The sequence below is a fragment of the Mesorhizobium silamurunense genome (genome assembly GCF_014843825.1).
Lineage (GTDB): Bacteria > Pseudomonadota > Alphaproteobacteria > Rhizobiales > Rhizobiaceae > Mesorhizobium > Mesorhizobium silamurunense.
In genome coordinates, this window is record NZ_JHQR01000173.1 from 22,053 (window position 1) to 38,119 (window position 16,067).

General features: G+C 64.5%; 17 protein-coding genes. 12 read left to right on the forward strand and 5 right to left on the reverse strand.

Going from position 1 to position 16,067, the window contains the following annotated elements:
• Positions 1-51: 51 nt before the first annotated feature.
• Both DH10_RS19390 and DH10_RS19395 read right to left on the reverse strand, forming a co-directional pair.
• Positions 52-1,308, reverse strand: coding sequence for an aminopeptidase (locus DH10_RS19390; RefSeq protein ID WP_192256581.1), 1,257 nt, complete (start codon positions 1,306-1,308; stop codon positions 52-54).
• Positions 1,309-1,386: 78 nt separating this feature from the next.
• Positions 1,387-2,301 carry a LysR substrate-binding domain-containing protein gene (locus tag DH10_RS19395; protein WP_192256583.1) on the reverse strand — a complete coding sequence of 305 codons (915 nt, stop codon included), beginning with the start codon at positions 2,299-2,301 and terminating at the stop codon, positions 1,387-1,389.
• A 97-nt stretch (positions 2,302-2,398) separates the two neighbouring features.
• Between DH10_RS19395 and DH10_RS19400 the strand changes: the two genes are divergently transcribed.
• The 3 genes from DH10_RS19400 (at position 2,399) to sbmA (ending at position 5,215) form a co-directional block, all read left to right on the forward strand.
• Positions 2,399-2,596 carry a hypothetical protein gene (locus tag DH10_RS19400; RefSeq protein WP_192256585.1) on the forward strand — a complete coding sequence of 66 codons (198 nt, stop codon included), beginning with the start codon at positions 2,399-2,401 and terminating at the stop codon, positions 2,594-2,596.
• Between the two features lie 72 nt (positions 2,597-2,668).
• Positions 2,669-3,829, forward strand: a complete 1,161-nt coding sequence (locus DH10_RS19405; protein ID WP_192256587.1) for a YbfB/YjiJ family MFS transporter — start codon at positions 2,669-2,671, stop codon at positions 3,827-3,829.
• Between the two features lie 123 nt (positions 3,830-3,952).
• Positions 3,953-5,215, forward strand: coding sequence for a peptide antibiotic transporter SbmA (gene sbmA / locus DH10_RS19410; RefSeq protein ID WP_192256589.1), 1,263 nt, complete (start codon positions 3,953-3,955; stop codon positions 5,213-5,215).
• A 28-nt stretch (positions 5,216-5,243) separates the two neighbouring features.
• Here sbmA and DH10_RS19415 read toward each other — a convergent pair whose 3' ends face one another.
• The gene (locus tag DH10_RS19415; protein ID WP_192256591.1) at positions 5,244-6,260 is read right to left on the reverse strand and encodes a polysaccharide deacetylase family protein; all 1,017 of its coding nucleotides are present in this window, start codon (positions 6,258-6,260) and stop codon (positions 5,244-5,246) included.
• Positions 6,261-6,462: 202 nt separating this feature from the next.
• Here DH10_RS19415 and DH10_RS19420 point away from each other — a divergent pair, with 202 nt between their 5' ends.
• A complete protein-coding gene (locus DH10_RS19420) occupies positions 6,463-7,128 on the forward strand; it encodes a tetratricopeptide repeat protein (RefSeq protein WP_192256593.1) in 666 nt (221 codons plus the stop codon).
• A 6-nt stretch (positions 7,129-7,134) separates the two neighbouring features.
• Positions 7,135-8,565, forward strand: a complete 1,431-nt coding sequence (gene der, locus DH10_RS19425) for a ribosome biogenesis GTPase Der (protein ID WP_192256595.1) — start codon at positions 7,135-7,137, stop codon at positions 8,563-8,565.
• A 14-nt stretch (positions 8,566-8,579) separates the two neighbouring features.
• On the opposite strand, the gene DH10_RS19430 is transcribed toward der, so the two are convergent.
• A complete protein-coding gene (locus DH10_RS19430) occupies positions 8,580-9,500 on the reverse strand; it encodes a LysR substrate-binding domain-containing protein (protein ID WP_192256597.1) in 921 nt (306 codons plus the stop codon).
• Between the two features lie 117 nt (positions 9,501-9,617).
• Between DH10_RS19430 and DH10_RS19435 the strand changes: the two genes are divergently transcribed.
• The 7 genes from DH10_RS19435 (at position 9,618) to DH10_RS19465 (ending at position 15,153) form a co-directional block, all read left to right on the forward strand.
• Positions 9,618-10,892, forward strand: coding sequence for an MFS transporter (locus tag DH10_RS19435; protein WP_192256599.1), 1,275 nt, complete (start codon positions 9,618-9,620; stop codon positions 10,890-10,892).
• 143 nt (positions 10,893-11,035) lie between these two features.
• Positions 11,036-12,217 (forward strand): cell wall hydrolase, encoded by a 1,182-nt coding sequence (locus DH10_RS19440; protein WP_192256601.1) that lies wholly within the window; start codon positions 11,036-11,038, stop codon positions 12,215-12,217.
• Between the two features lie 266 nt (positions 12,218-12,483).
• Positions 12,484-12,876: an AtpZ/AtpI family protein gene (locus DH10_RS19445; RefSeq protein WP_192256603.1), complete on the forward strand. Its 393-nt coding sequence runs from the start codon at positions 12,484-12,486 to the stop codon at positions 12,874-12,876.
• Positions 12,877-12,941: 65 nt separating this feature from the next.
• Entirely contained in the window at positions 12,942-13,703 is a 762-nt protein-coding gene (locus DH10_RS19450) for a F0F1 ATP synthase subunit A (RefSeq protein WP_192256605.1), read from the forward strand.
• A gap of 80 nt (positions 13,704-13,783) precedes the next feature.
• Positions 13,784-14,008 carry a F0F1 ATP synthase subunit C gene (locus DH10_RS19455; RefSeq protein ID WP_027164582.1) on the forward strand — a complete coding sequence of 75 codons (225 nt, stop codon included), beginning with the start codon at positions 13,784-13,786 and terminating at the stop codon, positions 14,006-14,008.
• A gap of 61 nt (positions 14,009-14,069) precedes the next feature.
• Complete coding sequence (locus DH10_RS19460; protein ID WP_192256607.1) at positions 14,070-14,651, forward strand: F0F1 ATP synthase subunit B; 582 nt, start codon at positions 14,070-14,072, stop codon at positions 14,649-14,651.
• Positions 14,652-14,661: 10 nt separating this feature from the next.
• Positions 14,662-15,153, forward strand: a complete 492-nt coding sequence (locus DH10_RS19465) for a F0F1 ATP synthase subunit B (RefSeq protein ID WP_192256609.1) — start codon at positions 14,662-14,664, stop codon at positions 15,151-15,153.
• A gap of 129 nt (positions 15,154-15,282) precedes the next feature.
• On the opposite strand, the gene DH10_RS19470 is transcribed toward DH10_RS19465, so the two are convergent.
• Positions 15,283-15,981: a ribonuclease HII gene (locus DH10_RS19470; protein WP_192256611.1), complete on the reverse strand. Its 699-nt coding sequence runs from the start codon at positions 15,979-15,981 to the stop codon at positions 15,283-15,285.
• Positions 15,982-16,067 lie beyond the last annotated feature (86 nt).

Below are 16,067 nucleotides of genomic sequence, written 5' to 3' on the forward strand. Positions count from 1 at the left end.
GGGAAAACTGTGCAGCGGTTTTCCGTCCGGAATTGCGCAAAAAAAGTCCTCTCAGGCCCACTCGCCCTTGCGCATGACCGGCACGCGGCCGCCGTCCTTGGCCACGCCATCGATGTCGATCTTGTCCGAGCCGATCATCCAGTCGATGTGGATAAAACTCTTGTTGCCGCCACGCTGCGCGATCTCGTCTTGGCTGAGCGAAGCGCCGTTGACGAAGCACTTCGAGTAGCACTGCCCGAGCGCGATATGGCAGGCGGCGTTCTCGTCGAACAGCGTGTTGAAGAACAACAGTCCGCTCTTCGAGATCGGCGAGGAATGCGGCACCAGCGCCACCTCGCCGAGGCGGCGCGCGCCCTCGTCGGTGTCGAGCACCTTCTTCAAGACGTCCTCGCCCTTCGCGGCCTTGGCCTCGACGATCCGCCCGCCCTCGAAGCGCACCGAGATCTCGTCGATCAGCGTGCCCTGATAGGAGAGCGGCTTGGTCGATGACACGTGCCCTTCGACCCGCCATGCATGCGGCGTCGTGAAGACTTCCTCGGTCGGGATGTTCGGATTGCAGGTGATGCCGTTCTTGGCCGTCGAGGCACCGCCCATCCACTCATGGCCTTCCGCCAGTCCGACGGTCAGGTCGGTGCCCGGCCCGGTGAAATGCAGCGCGTGAAAATTGTGGCCGTTCAGCCATTTGGTGCGCTCGGCCAAGGCGGCGTTATGCGCCTTCCAGTTGCCGATCGGATCCTCGACGTCGACGCGTGAGGCCGAGAAGATGGCGTCGGCGAGCTTCACCACCGCGACGTCGTCGGGCTCGCCCGGAAACACCTGCTTGGCCCAGGCAAGGTCGGGATAGGCGACGATGTTCCAGTTGATGTCGAAGCCGGTGATCTTCTCCAGCGCCGGCTGGTAAGCCATCGAGTTCGCCTTGTTGGCGCGTGCCACCTTGGCCGGGTCCTGCGCCGACAGCAGCGACGGGTCCTCGCCGCGCACGGCGAGCCGCGCGGCATTGTTGGAGAAGGCTTTCGCCATACCCTCATAGAGCCAGCCGGCGGCGCGGTCGAAGCCGGCGTCGGCGCCGTAGCGGAAGCGCGCCAGCGTGATCTCGTCGTCGTTGAAGATCGGCGTCACCAGCCCGGCGCCGGCCTTGTAGGCATGCTCGACGATCCGCCTGGTCAGCGGCAGCGCCGCGATCGAAGAGGTCAGCACCAGATCCTGTCCGGGCTGCAACTGCAGCCCGACCTTGATCGCGACTTCCGCCAGCCTGTCGAGCTTCACCGGGTCGATTGTTGCCGAGACGCCGCGCGAATGTGTGGTCATGATCCTGCCTGCCGTTATGTTGGGGTCTGGTCCTTACATAGACCGGCGCGGTTGGCCTTTCCACCGTGATCGACTGGTTCAGGCGGCGCTGTCCAACGCTCGGAACTGCGCCATGGTCGCTTCGATCTCCTCGCGGATCCAGGCCTTGAAGTCCCGCACCTTGCGGCTTTCGCTTTTTGTCTCCGATGTCACCAGCCAATAGCCAAGTCCGCTTTGCGCACGCACGCCGAAGGGCGCGACAAGCCTGCCGTCGGCGAGCGCGTCGGCGGTGAGCAACTGCCAGGCAAGCATCACACCGTGGCCGGCGATCGCCGATTCCAGGCAAAGCATCGGATCAGTGAAGCGCGCTCCCTTGAGAAAGGTGACGGGCTCGACGCCGGCCGCCTCGAACCAGCTGTCCCAATTGATCATCGCCCGCTCGTCGGTGATGGCGCAGGTCTGCGCCAGGTCCTCGATCGACTTCAGCCTGGCCGCGATCGACGGCGCGCAGACGGGAAACACCTCTTGCGCCAGCAGCAGCTCCGCCCGGCCGCCCGGCCATTTGCCGTCGCCCAGCCGGATGGCGATGTCGATGTCGGACCGGTCGAGGTCGGCGATCCGGGCGGAAGCGTCGATCCGCAGCAAAACGTTCGGGTGCCGGGCGAAATGCCGCGACAGCCTGGGCAGCAGCCATTTCGAGGCGAAGGCCGGCGCCACCGACACCACCAGCGTGCATTCGCTCGCCTCGTCAGCCAGCGCCATCGCTTGCGCGAGTTCGCGGAAGCCGGCGCTGAGTCGGGCCGTGAAGACGGTGCCGAATTCCGTCGGCACAAGCCCTGCAGGCGTCCGCTCGAACAGTGCCTGGGCAAGCTGCTTTTCCGTGCGCTTGACCTGCTGGCTGACGGCGCTGACCGAGACGTTGAGCTCGGCGGCCGCGGCCGCAAGCGAGCCCAGCCGGGCGACGGTTTCGACGGCGCGCAGGCCGTTGAGATGGACGCGGTTCAGCATAGCCATTCAGTTTTTCTAAACTCTCTGGGCCGAAATCTCAATTGAAACCTGGCGCGGAAAGGCGGATTTTAGCGAGGCGAGCCAGACCGTGGAGGCAATCCGGATGAAGATTTTATCTTTGCTGAAGGGGCTTTCCGGCGCCGAGCCAAGTCAGGTTCGGCCGGATGACAGCGAGGTCGCCCGCTGGGTCGTCGATCCGCTGTCGCATCCGGTGCTCGACACGATGTCGGAGCGCGAGCTCGGCGACATGCCGTTCCGGCTGACGGCGCATCGCACGGCTTACGAGACGACCTGCCACTGAAAGGCAGCCTAACCGAACTGGCCCAACAGAAGCGCATTGTTTCGCCTGCGCACACACTTATGTTGCGCTGCAATGAGCGCCGCTTCGCCATCTCCCTTGCGCCTCGCCATTGCCGGCATGACGGCACTCGCCGTCGCCATGGGCATCGGCCGCTTCGTCTACACGCCGATCCTGCCCGGCATGATGGAGGAGTTGCACCTGACGCCGGCCGACGCCGGCTGGATCGCCTCCGCCAACTACCTCGGCTATCTCATCGGCGCGCTCGGCGCGGCCGGCGGCTGGGCGCATGGGCGCGAGCGTATGCTGATGTTCGCCAGCCTTGCCGCCAGCGCCGTGCTCGTGGGGCTCATGGGGCTGAACGAGACGATGGCCGCTTTCCTCGTCATCCGCTTCCTTGCCGGCCTCGCCAGCGCTTTCGTCATGGTATTCATGTCGTCGATCGTCTTCAGCCATCTCGCCCTGGCCGGCCGCGGCGACCTGCAAGCGCTGCATTTCGGCGGCGTCGGCCTGGGCATCGCGGCATCCTCGGCGCTGTTGGCCATTCTCGTCACGACCCACGCAGGCTGGCCCGCGGGCTGGCTGTGGTCGGGAGCGATTTCCGCTGTCGGCTTGCTCTTCGTAGCGCTGCTCGCGGGCTCCGCCACGCCCGCCAACGGCGTCGACGGGCCTGAACCGGCGCTGCCGAAGGACAGGTCGCTGACGAAGATGATCCTTGCCTATGGGCTGTTCGGCTTCGGCTATGTGGTGACGGCCACCTTTCTGGTCGCCATCGTTCGCCAGGGCGGCGGCGGGCGCGTCTTCGAGGCCACCGTCTGGATGGTCGCTGGCCTTGCCGGCTTCCCCTCGACCTGGTTCTGGCAGAAGTTCGCCGGCAGGATCGGTCTCTATCCCGCTTATGCCGTGAGCTGCCTGGTCGAGGTGGTCGGCGTCACCGCCAGCGTCGTCGTCAAAGGCTTCACCGGGCCGCTGCTCGCCGGTGTGCTTCTCGGCGGCACCTTCATCGCCATCACCGCTCTCGGCCTGCAAGCGGCAAGGCAGCTTGCGCCGCAGGCACCGCGCCGCATCTTCGCGGTGATGACGGCCGCCTTCGGCCTCGGCCAGATCATCGGCCCGATCGCCGCCGGCCTGCTCGCGCAGGCCTCGGGCAACTACGTGCTCGCCTCGATCATGGCCGCCGTTGCCTTGCTGCTCTCCGGCGTCATCGCCTGGTCGGCTGCGCCAAAATCGCCATGATTTGTGGTCTTGCTCGAGGCCGGGCATCGGGCACGGGCATTTTCTTTCCCACTAATGTGTGACTTTATGCCCGCCGAACAGCAACGCCGCTGATTTGCGGTCAGACCGAGGAAACCCGCCACAGTGTTCGTATCCTTCTTCCCGCAGCCGAAGCTTTTCTTCACCTCGGCGATCGTATGGAGCGCGGTCATGGTGATCGTGTGGTTTCTGGGCGGTGAGCAGATCGGCGCTCTAATCGGATTACCTGCCGCCGCTTCGGAGGCCCCACCTATCATAGGCGTGTCAGTATTTTGGTCGCCCCCATTTCTTTGGTTCTACATCTACTTTGCACTAGGCGTGATGGCCTTTTATGCCTTCTGGCAACTGTATTCCCCACACCAGTGGTCAGGTTGGTCGATCCTCGGCAGTTCGCTGATCCTGTTCACAACCTATTTTCAGGTACAGGTCAGTGTCGCGATCAATGCCTGGTACGGGCCGTTTTGGGACCTTATTCAGGGCATCGTCAGCAAAAGCGTGAAGGCCACGGAAAGTGATGTTTACGCGCAAATAATAACGTTCCTCGGTATCGCTCTTGTCGCCGTTACCGTGCTGGTTTTGACGAATTTCTTTGTCAGCCACTGGGTGTTTCGTTGGCGCACCGCAATGAACCATTACTACATGTCGCATTGGCCTAGATTGCGCCAGATCGAGGGCGCCGCCCAGCGCGTGCAGGAAGACACGATGCGGTTCTCCCGGATCATGGAAGACCTCGGCACGAGCTTCGTCGATTCGATAATGACGCTGATCGCCTTCATGCCGATTTTGCTCGGCTACTCCAAGCATATCACGGTGCTACCATTCGTCGGTCAGGTTCCGCAGCCGCTTGTTCTTGCTGCGATCTTCTGGGCGATCTTCGGCACCGTGTGCATTGCCGCCGCGGGTATAAAGCTTCCTGGCCTGCAGTTCCGCAATCAGCGGGTCGAAGCCGCCTATCGGAAGGAGCTTGTCTATGGCGAGGACCATGCCGACCGGGCCCAGCCGTTGACCACCGCCGAGCTGTTCGCCAATGTCCGCCACAATTACTTCCGGCTCTATTTCCACTACGTCTATTTCAATGTGGTCCGCTACCTTTATTTGCAGCTCAATACCGTCTTCCCTTATTTCCTGATGGTACCTTCGCTGATAGCTGGTACGTTGACGCTGGGTCTGATCAACCAGATCAGTTCCGCCTTCTCGCAGGTGACGAGTTCCTTCCAGTATCTGGTCAATTCCTGGTCGACGATTGTCGAGCTTCTATCGGTCCATAAGCGCCTGCGTGCTTTCGAAGCCACGATCAAGGGCGAGCCGTTGCCGGACATCGACCAGCGCTTCGTCGAGCGCCAGGCGCAGGAGGCGGATCCAGCCTGATCAATATTGGGTGGGTGTGGGCGGCGGCTCAACCGCCCGCCATCGCCTGCCTGTCGCTGACGCGCTGCCGCGCGACATAGTCGCGGAAGCTGATGCATTCGACCTGCTGCATGACGCAAACCTCGCCGGCAAAGCGCTCCAGCGCGTTCCAGTAGGTGCCGCCGTTCATCTGTGTGAAGTGGAAGCCGAGCTCGAGCGGAAGTCGTTTGCCATTGTATTGGGCATCGAACGCGGCGCGGAACGCGTGGTAGGCGCGATCGGCGAACTCACCCGCCATCGACGGTCTCTCGAAGCCGCCCGAATGGCGGACATAGAGATTGTAGTCCATGGCGACCACCGGTTTCGATTTCGGCCCCTCCGGAATCTGCGGCAGCGCAAAGCCAATGATGCCGTTCTTTGTCGGCGGCACGGCAGGGCCGTTCGAGACACCGCTCGCGTCGTACTGGAAGCCGGCCTCGGGCAGCGCTTCGTAAAGCGCCTTGTCGGTCGACAGGTACGGCGCGCGAAAGCCGATCACGGCACGGCGCGCGAAATCGCGCCAGCCGGGCGGCTCCGGCGAAATGCCGCTGATCGCATAGGCATTTTCGAGGATGTGCCGGAATGCGGCGAACTCGGCCAGCCAGTCGGCCTTGCTCCAGTCCTTGCCGTCGAAATGGCCGCAGGCATGGCTGCCGATATCGTGGCCTTCGGCGGCCGCGAGCCGGATCTGTTCCAGCCTGTCCGCCACCTCCTGCTTCGAGGCGGCAAAGCCGATATTCGATTTGCCGGCGCCCTTGCCGGGTGCGGTGTACTCACTGCGTGTCTCCGGCGAGAGCAGGAAGACGCAGGACAGAAAATAGGTGAAATGCGCGCCGGTGCGCTTTGCCAGCGCGCGGCTGCGTTCCCATTGCGAGATCTCGCGCGCGCTGTCGAAAGAGATAAGCACGATCTGCTTTGGCCTCGCCGGCATGGACTCCGGCGGTTTGGGCGGATCGGCGAAGACCGCGGCAACGGAGCTGGCAAGCGAAGCGAGACTGAGCGCAAGGACGCGGAACGGATGTGGCACAGGCAACCTTCGGAGACATCTTCTGATGATTGGAATACCGGCTATTGCCCAATTGTGGCATCGGTACGTTGCGCCCCGGCTGGAAGCCGCCCTGGCTTGTCCCGCCGATTTTCCGGCGATCCCCCTTCCATGCCGACAAAATTTCGCTAAAACGCGGGGCTCAAGAAGCGCCCCGTTCCGGGGCTGCAATGGTTTTTGATTGATGTCCGACGACAGTTTTATCCGCGAAGTCAACGAAGAGATTCGTCGCGAGCAGGCGCAGGCGCTGTGGGACCGTTTTGGCCCGGCCCTGCTTGGCCTGGCCATCCTTGTGGTGGTCGGCACCGCCGCCTTCGTCGGCTACCGCTACTGGGACGAGACCCGCGCCAACCAGTCGGGCGATGCCTTCTCGCAGGCTCTCAAGCTCGCCAATGACGGCAAGAACGATGAGGCGATCGCCGCCCTCGATCAGCTGGAGAAGGATGGCTATGGCGCCTATCCGCTGCTCGCCCGCATGCGCGCCGCGACCGTCAAGGCCGACAAGGGCGATGTCGACGCCGCCGTCAAGGATTTCGACGCGGTCGCCGCCGACAGTGCCATTCCCGCCGGCATCCGCGATATGGCGCGGCTGAGGGCGGCGCTGCTGCTGGTCGACCACGGCTCGTTTGCCGATGTCTCCAGCCGGGTCGAGGCGCTCACCGCCGACACCAACCCGCTGCGCAGCTCGGCGCGCGAGGCGCTCGGCCTTGCCGCCTGGAAGGAAGGCAAGTCGGCTGACGCGCTCAAACTGTTCGACCAGATTGCTTCGGATGACGGCGCCCCGCGCAATGCGCGCCAGCGGGCGACGCTGATGTCCGAACTGATCCGCGGGTCGGGCAACGCGTCGTGACCTCGGATGTCATTCAAAGTCGCCATCATCGGCCGGCCTAACGTCGGCAAATCGACCCTTTTCAATCGGCTGGTGGGAAGGAAGCTGGCGCTTGTCGACGACACGCCGGGCGTGACGCGCGACCGTCGCGTTCACGCAGCCAAGCTCTACGATCTTCACTTCGACGTCATCGACACCGCCGGCTTCGAGGATGCGGCTGCCTCGACGCTGCCCGGCCGCATGCGCCAGCAGACCGAGATCGCGATCCGCGAGGCCGACCTGATCTTTTTCACCGTCGATGCCAAGTCCGGGCTGATGCCCGACGACCGCACATTCGCCGAAGTCGTGCGCAAGTCCGGCAAGCCGGTCGTGGTGGTCGCGAACAAAGCCGAGGCGCGTGGCGCGCAAGGCGGCATGCTGGAGGCCTGGGAGCTCGGTCTCGGCGAGCCGATCCCCGTTTCGGCCGAGCACGGCCAGGGCATGCCCGATCTCCGCGACGCTGTGATCGCCGCGCTCGGCGAGGAACGTGCCTTCGGCGAGGACGAAGAAGAGCCAGGCGACGAGATCGCCGTCAGCGAGGTGCTGATCGGCGAGGACATCGCCGACCCTGATGCCGAGCCTGCCTATGATGACAGCAAGCCGCTGCGCATCGCCGTCGTCGGCCGCCCCAATGCCGGCAAGTCGACGCTGATCAACGCGTTGATCGGCGAGGAGCGGCTGCTGACCGGCCCGGAGGCCGGCATCACCCGCGATTCCATCTCCGTTGACTGGGACTGGCGCGGCCGCCGCATCAAACTTTTCGACACGGCCGGCATGCGGCGCAAGTCGAAGGTCCAGGAAAAGCTCGAGAAGCTTTCGGTACAGGACGGCCTTCGCGCCATCCGTTTCGCCGAGATCGTCATCATCGTGCTCGACGCCACCATCCCCTTCGAGAAGCAGGACCTGCAACTCGCCGATCTGATCATCCGGGAGGGCCGCGCGCCGGTGATCGCCTTCAACAAATGGGACCTGATCGACAACCCGCAGGAGCTTCTCGCCGAACTGCGTGAGAAGACAGGGCGGCTCTTGCCGCAGGTGCGCGGCATCCAGGCGGTGACGGTCTCGGCCGAGACCGGACGCGGCCTCGACAGGCTGATGGAGAGCATCATCAAGACGCACAAGGTGTGGAACAGCCGCGTCTCCACCGGCAAGCTCAACCGCTGGCTGGAAGGCATTCTGGCGCATCATCCGCCGCCCGCCGTCGCCGGCCGCCGGCTGAAGATCAAATATGTCACGCAGGCCAAGACCCGCCCGCCGGGCTTCGTGGTGTCGTGCTCGCGGCCGGACGTGATGCCGCAATCCTATGTCCGCTACCTGTCGAACAGCCTGCGCGAGGCCTTCGATATGCCCGGCGTGCCGATCCGCATCGCGCTGCGCACCTCGGATAACCCCTTTGCCGGCCGGGCGAAGAAGCGCTGAGGCAGACCTAGAGACTAAGCCACTTTCAGCAGCTTCTCTTTCATCTCGGCGCTTTCAGGCAGCGCCTCGAAAGCCGCCTGCAACAGAATGTCGGCCAGCCGCGCGGCCACCGGATCGAGCTCGGCATCCTTCTGATGCAGATGCAGCGCCATCTTCGGCAAGGCCGGCAAGCCGAGCAGACCGGGCGCGAGCGCCCTGACATTAGCGGGCAGGCCGATATCGGTGCGGATCGTCAGCCCAAGACCGGCCGCGACAGCCGCCCAGATGCCGCCAAGGCTGGGGCTCGAGAACGCCATGCGCCAGGCAAGCCCGGCCCGGTCGAGCGTCTCTGTCGCCACGGTGCGCAGCAGGCAGGGCGCCTCGAACACCACCAGTGGCAGCGCTTCGCCGTGGCGTGCGTCCGCCTCGATCTGTTTCGCCGGACCGATCCAGCGCGCCTGCACATCGGCGACATGCCGGCTGTATGGCAGCGTCGTGCCGTCGTGCCAGGCGAGCGCGATGTCGAGGCTGCCGGCAAGGACGCGTTCGGCGAGTTCATGGCTGCGTCCGATCCGCGCTTCGATCCGGACCTTGGGGTGGGCGCGGGCGAAGCGGCCGAGCACTTCCGGCAGCACGGCTTCGCCGAAATCCTCCTGCAGGCCGAGCCGCACCCAGCCTTCCAGCTCGACATCGCGGATGGCGGAAGCCGCCTCGTCATTGAGCTCGATCAGACGCCGCGCATAGCCGAGCATGGTCTCGCCGGCCTCGGTAAGCGCCAGGCCGCGCCCTGCCTTGCGGAAGATCGGCGTCGCCGCCTGCTCCTCCAGCTTCTTCAACTGCGCGCTGACGGCGGAGGTCGAGCGGCCGAGCCTTTCAGCCGCCTTGGCGAAGCTGCCGAGTTCCATGCCGGTGACGAAGGTCCTGAGGACGTCGAGGTCGAACGTGACGCGTCGCATAAGATCGTCCTTATTTTCAGGATTGTCGATCAAGAACTTCCTGATTTTATGAATCAAGCTATGGCGCTACATCCGCCCCGTCAAGGCCGGTCGGCCGGCCGTCACGGGAATGGAATCATGTCAGCCATCGTCACCCGCAACCAATGCCAGCCGTCTGGGCGAGGCATCACCGCCTCGGCCGGTTGGAGCTTCGGACCCAACCATCGCTGGAAGGTGCTGGGCATCGGCGTCGCCGCCAATGCCGGCTTCTCCGCCACCTTCTCCGGCATACCGGCAACCGCTGTGGTGATGCGCCAGGGCTATCAGCTCGACAATGCCTCGCTTGGACTGGCGCTCGGTCTTCTCGGCCTCGGCGTGGCGCTCAGCGAACTGCCCTGGGGCGTGCTCACCGACCGTTGGGGCGACCGCCGCGTGCTCTTGACCGGGCTCGGCGCGACGGCGGCATGGCTTCTCATCATGGCGATGCTCGTCGTGCCGACGAAAACAAACGTTCCCGGCGTCACGCTGCTGTCGGCAAGCCTGCTCGTTGCCGGGCTGCTCGGCGGCAGCGTCAACGGTTCCAGCGGCCGTGCCATCATGGGCTGGTTCGGTGAAGGCGAGCGCGGCTTCGCCATGAGCATAAGACAGACGGCGGTGCCGCTCGGCGGCGGGCTCGGCGCGCTCGTCTTGCCTTCGCTAGCTGTGGCCTTGGGCTTTGTCGCTGTCTTCGGTCTGCTTGCGGCTCTATCCGCGCTCTCGGCTTTCTTCGCCTGGCGCTGGCTGTACGAGCCGCCGACGCAAGGCGACGCGCACGGCGCCGCCGCGACGAGCGGTCCGGCGCCGCTGCGCAACATCGAGGTCTGGCGCATCTCGACGGCTATCGGTTTACTCTGCTTCCCGCAGGTGGCGGTGCTCACCTTTGCCGCCGTCTTCCTGCACGACTTCGCCGGCATGGGCACATGGGTAACCAGCGCCAGTCTTGCCCTCGTGCAGACCGGCGCCATGGTGATGCGCGTCTGGAGCGGCCGCTTCACCGACCGCCACGGAAACCGCCGGCCGTTCTTGAAATTCTGCAGCGTGCTCAGCGCGCTGGCCTTCCTGGTCCTGTGGCTGCTAGTGATCGTGGCGGCAACGCAGCCGGCGCTGATGCTGCTCCTTCCCGCCATGGTGGTCGTGGCCGGCATCTCCGTCTCGGCCTGGCACGGCGTTGCCTATACCGAACTGGCGACGCTTGCCGGCGCTGGCCATGTCGGCACCGCGCTCAGCCTCGCCAACACCCTCGTCTTCGTCGGCTTCTGCCTGGTGCCGATCGCCATTCCCTGGCTGTTGCTTCTGTTCGCATGGCCGGGCGTGTGGCTCGCAGCCGCGATATGCGCGGCGATCGCCTGGCCGATCTTCCTGCGCACCGCCTGATTCCTGGCCAGCTTTCCACAGCAGTGGGAAGCCGGCTTGCCTTCAACATAAAATAAACACGATCGATGTCGTTAACCCGGCATCAAGGTTAATGCATCATTTTGGCTCTCCAGTCGGGTCAGTAGCGTTTCCTGGAGAGTTCCGTGCATCGACGCGTTTTTAAGCGGCTTCTGGCCGCCGCCGGTGAGAAGAAACGTTCCGTCCTTCCTCCTGTGCTCCTTGGCCTCGGCTTCTGGGTCGGCTTTCCGTCCGTCGTCGCCTATCAGGACATGGCAAGCCTCGTTTCCGGTCTGGAATCGCCCAGCCATCGCTGGAACGCCTATGTCGAAAAATCCGTCGCCGGCTCGGTGCACGCCGCCGAGATGCCTTTCGTCGATTCGGCCGCCACGGGCTCGATCTCCGGCTCCGGCGTGGAATTGCCGGGCGTCGGCACGGTGGCGTTCCGCGGCAAGGGCAATGTCGCCGGCGCCACGCCCGACGAGGATCGTGTCGTGCGCGCCGACAAGAAGGGCCGCCTCGTCCAGGTCTCGCCCGTTGCGCCGCCCAAGAACTTCAGCGCCGGCTCGATCTTCGAGCGCACGTCCTCGCTGCTTCGCCCCGCGATGGACAGCGGCCTGAAGCTCACTTTCGCCAAGCCCGGCATCAAGGGCAGGGAAGTCCAGATCGCCCAGGCCTTCCATATCCGCGAGGACAAGAAGCCCGATCCCGACTTGCCGGCGGCCCTCGTCGCCCTCGTCAACAACGACAAGCCGGATATCCTCGCCACCGCCTATGCCCAGTCGGCGCCCGACTATGCCAAGGCCTCGCCCTTCGAGGCGCTGCTGCAGGACGATCCGAACGACGGCCGCTTCATCCCGCCGATGGGCAAGGGCGACCACGCGTGGATGCAGAACCCGCTGCCGGCGGCCGTCTTCTCCAAGCCGGAACAGGAGTGCCTCGCCAAGGGCATCTATTTCGAGGCGCGCAGCGAACCGGTGCGCGGACAGGCCGCGGTGGCGCAGGTGATCCTGAACCGCGTCCGCAACCCCGCTTATCCGAAGACGATCTGCGGCGTCGTCTACCAGAACGACAACTGGTTCAACCGCTGCCAGTTCTCCTTCGCCTGCGACGGCAGGAAGAAGCGCATCAGCGACCCGGTCGCCTACAAGACCGCCCAGGACGTCGCAATGGCGGTGACCGCCGGCAAGATATTCATCCCCGAGGTCGGATCCTCGACCCACTATTACGCCAATTACGTCCATCCCGGCTGGGCGCGCGCCATGCAACGCATGACCAGGATCGGCCTGCATATCTTCTATCGCACCTATGGCGGCGGCTGGAGCTGACCCGCTCGAGCGAGGCCTCCGACGGCATTCTGCGCGGCCTGGCGCGCGCACCGATCGGCGCGGCTTGCCGGGCGGATTCGCGCCGAGTCCCCGCGCGGGCGTGACGGGCACGATGTCGCACCCGAATAAGTCATTGATTTAAAAAGCGAAAATACATCGCTTCGAAGTTCGGCCCGTGGCTTGACGGGCGCGGACCCTCTAACTATGTTGCCGGCGACTTTAGAAGCGGACGGACGGTGATCGTCTGCCCGGGCAGGGGGGTTGCGATGGCCGACAAGAAAGGGCCAGACGGAACCGGAGAAACCGGCCGCGGCAGGCAGCCAGAAGCCACCATCCGCGACGACGAACTTGAGCGCCGCCGGCGCGAGCTTGAAGCATCGCTTGCGACAAGACGCACGGACCGGCTCGAGGGGAAAGACGAAGCGAACGCTGCGACCGGTTACGGTCAGGCACTGAAGCTGTCCAGCGAGTTCATCGCCGGGGTGGTGGTTGGTGTCGGCTTGGGCTGGATCATCGACCGCTTGGCGGGAACGGCGCCTTGGGGTCTGATCGTCGGCCTGTTGCTGGGCTTTGGCGCCGGTATACTCAATGTCCTGCGTTCGGCGGGACTTGCACCGCAGTTCGGTCAGGGCGGCAAGCCACCCGAGCCGAAGGAATGAGACGAGGCGCCGCAAGGCGCGAAAGAAACTTAAGAAGCCGGTTGTGGCTTTGACGGGGATTTAAAGTGGCTGCTGCTGACAAGGTCGATCCGATCCACCAGTTCCAGATCCATCCGATCATCCCGCTTCATATCGGCGGCTACGACGTCTCCTTCACCAACTCCGCTCTGTTCATGGTCGTGACGATCATCGTCGCTTCTGCCTTCCTCTACATGAGCACCGCCAGCCGCGCCCTCATCCCGGGCCGCCTGCAGTCGATGTCGGAAATGGCCTACGAGTTCGTCGGCAACATGCTGCGCGACGCGGCGGGCAAGCAGGGAATGCAGTTCTTCCCGCTGGTGTTCTCGCTGTTCATGTTCGTGCTGGTCGCCAATCTGATCGGCCTGTTCCCTTATTTCTTCACCGTCACCAGCCACATCATCGTCACCTTCACGCTGGCCGCGCTGGTCATCGGCACCGTCCTCGTCTACGGCTTCGCCAAGCACGGCTTCGGCTTCCTCAAGCTGTTCGTGCCGCACGGCGTGCCCGGCTATCTTTTGCCGCTGGTGGTGGCGATCGAAATCATTTCCTTCGTCTCGCGTCCCGTCAGCCTCTCGGTTCGTCTTTTCGCCAACATGCTGGCCGGGCACATCACTCTGAAGGTGTTTTCTGGCTTTGTCGTCAGCCTCAGCGCGTTCGGCGTCGTCGGTATTGCCGGCTCGGTGCTGCCGCTCGCCATGGCGGTCGCGTTGACGGCGCTGGAATTGCTGGTCGCCTTCCTGCAGGCCTATGTCTTCGCGGTGCTGACCTGCATGTATCTGAACGACGCTCTGCACCCGAGCCACTGACCGATTTTCACCGGCGCTCCGGCGCCAGCATACCCAACGTACCAACCGCAACGATTACGAAAAACCACAGGAGTTTTGAAATGGACGCAACTGCAGCAGCTGCTATCGGCGCTGGTATCGCCTGCATTGGCATGGGCGGCGCCGGCATCGGCCTCGGCAACATCTTCGGCAGCTATCTCTCGGGCGCGCTCCGCAACCCGTCGGCTGCTGACGGCCAGTTCGGCCGCCTGATCTTCGGCTTCGCCGTGACCGAAGCTCTGGGCATCTTCTCGCTCCTGATCGCTCTGCTCCTGGTCTTCAAGTAAGAGCCAGAGTTGATGCATGGGGCCGCATGGTGCGGCCCCGTTCCATGGACAGGGGAATGAGATGTTCGTGACATCTGCCTTTGCGCAAGAAACCGCGCCAGCCGCGGCCGAAGGCGAGACGCATGCAGGCACCGCCGTGCCTGCCGAGGAGCATGGCACGTTCCCGCCGTTCAATGCCGAGACCTTCCCGTCGCAGATCCTGTGGCTGGTCATCACCTTCGGGCTCTTCTATCTGTTCCTGAAGCGGGTTGTCATGCCGCGTCTCGGTGGCATCATCGATGTCCGTAACGACCGTATCACCCAGGATCTCGACCACGCCGCCAGGCTGAAGGGCGAGGCGGACGCGGCCGTTGCCGCCTATGAGCAGGAACTGGCGGAAGCCAAGACACGCGCCAATACGATCGGCCAGCAGGCGAGCGACGCCGCCAAGACCGAAGCCGAAAGCACGCGCAAGAAGCTCGAGGCGGAACTCGAGAAGAAGCTCGGCGAGGCCGAGGCGAGCATCGCCTCGATCAAGGCCAAGGCGATGAAGGAAGTCGGCACGATCGCCGAGGACACCACGTCGGCCATTGTCGAGGCGCTGGTCGGCGGCAAGACCGACAAGGCCGAGATTTCGGCCGCGGTCAAATCCGCGACCCGGTGAGGAGGGCATCATGGACGCCACATCACTCGCGACACTCTGGGCCACGATTGCCCTGATCATCTTCCTCGGTGCCGTCATCTATCTGAAGGTGCCGGGCATGCTCGCCAAGTCGCTCGACGCCCGCGCGGCCAAGATCAGCAGCGAGCTCGAGGAAGCGCGCCGCCTGCGTGAGGAGGCCCAGCAGTTGCTCGGCCAATACCAGCAGAAGCGCAAGGAAGCCGAGAAGGAGGCCGCCGACATCGTCGCCGCCGCCAAGCGCGAGGCCGAACTCCTTGCCTCCGAGGCGCACAAGAAGACCGAGGACTATGTCGCGCGGCGCACCGCACTTGCCGAGCAGAAGATCAGCCAGGCCGAGCGCGAAGCGATCGGCGAGGTGCGCGCCAGCGCCGTCGACATCGCCGTCGAGGCCGCTCGCGCGCTGCTGGCCGCCAAGGTCGACGCCAAGGCCGGAGCGGACCTGTTCAAGTCCGCGCTGCAGGACATGAAGGCCAAGCTCAACTGACGGGTCTCGCGGTTACAGAATCAAAAAGCCGCCTGGGCAACCCGGCGCCTTTTTTTGTTTTCGAGAGGGAGTGCGGCGCGGAAGCTGCTGATCTCTCACAAGGGGGGAGATAAGCTTATCGATGTCCGCTCATTCCAGCCCGATCAAGCCTTCTTCCTCTTCCGCCACCTCAACCCCACCCAGCCGGAACGGCGCGAACGATGCCCGGTGCAGTCTTGCCACCGGTCCATGCGCTTCGATCGCGGTGCGGTGCCGGATCGTCGCGTAGCCCATATGCATTTCGAAGCCGTAATGCTCGTGATGGCCGCCGCAGCCGCACATCATGCGGTCGCGCATCACTTTGGCGACGATCGATGCGGCGGCGATCGATTGTGAGCGCTGGTCGCCCTTGATCAGTGCGCGGCCCTCGCAGGTGAGGCCTGGCGGCACGTCGCGACCGTCGGCTAAAGCCAGTTTCGGCTGCAGCGACAGGCCGGCGGCGGCGCGGCGCATCGCTTCCAGGCTGGCTTTCAGAATGTTGCTGCTGTCGATGCCTTCGGCGCTGATCGAGGCCATCGAGACGCTGAGCGCCGAGCCCAGGATTTTGAGGAACAGCGCCTCGCGCTGCAGACGGGTGAGGCGCTTCGAGTCGTCGAGCCCCTCGGGAATGTTGGCTGGGTCGAGCACCACGGCCGCCGCCACAACCGGACCGGCGAGCGGCCCCCGGCCAGCCTCATCCATGCCCGCGACAGGCCACAGCCCGTCTGCCATCGCCTTCGTCTCGATGGAGAAGTCGGGTTTCTCGACCATTTCAAAGAGAAGCGGAGAATCGGAACGCGCGCGAGCCATAGTGCGGGCCAGGTTCGCATCGGCTCCGATTCTCCGCAAGTCCCTCCGGGTCGGATGGGGCGTCGGACCGGGAGGGCACCGTCTCA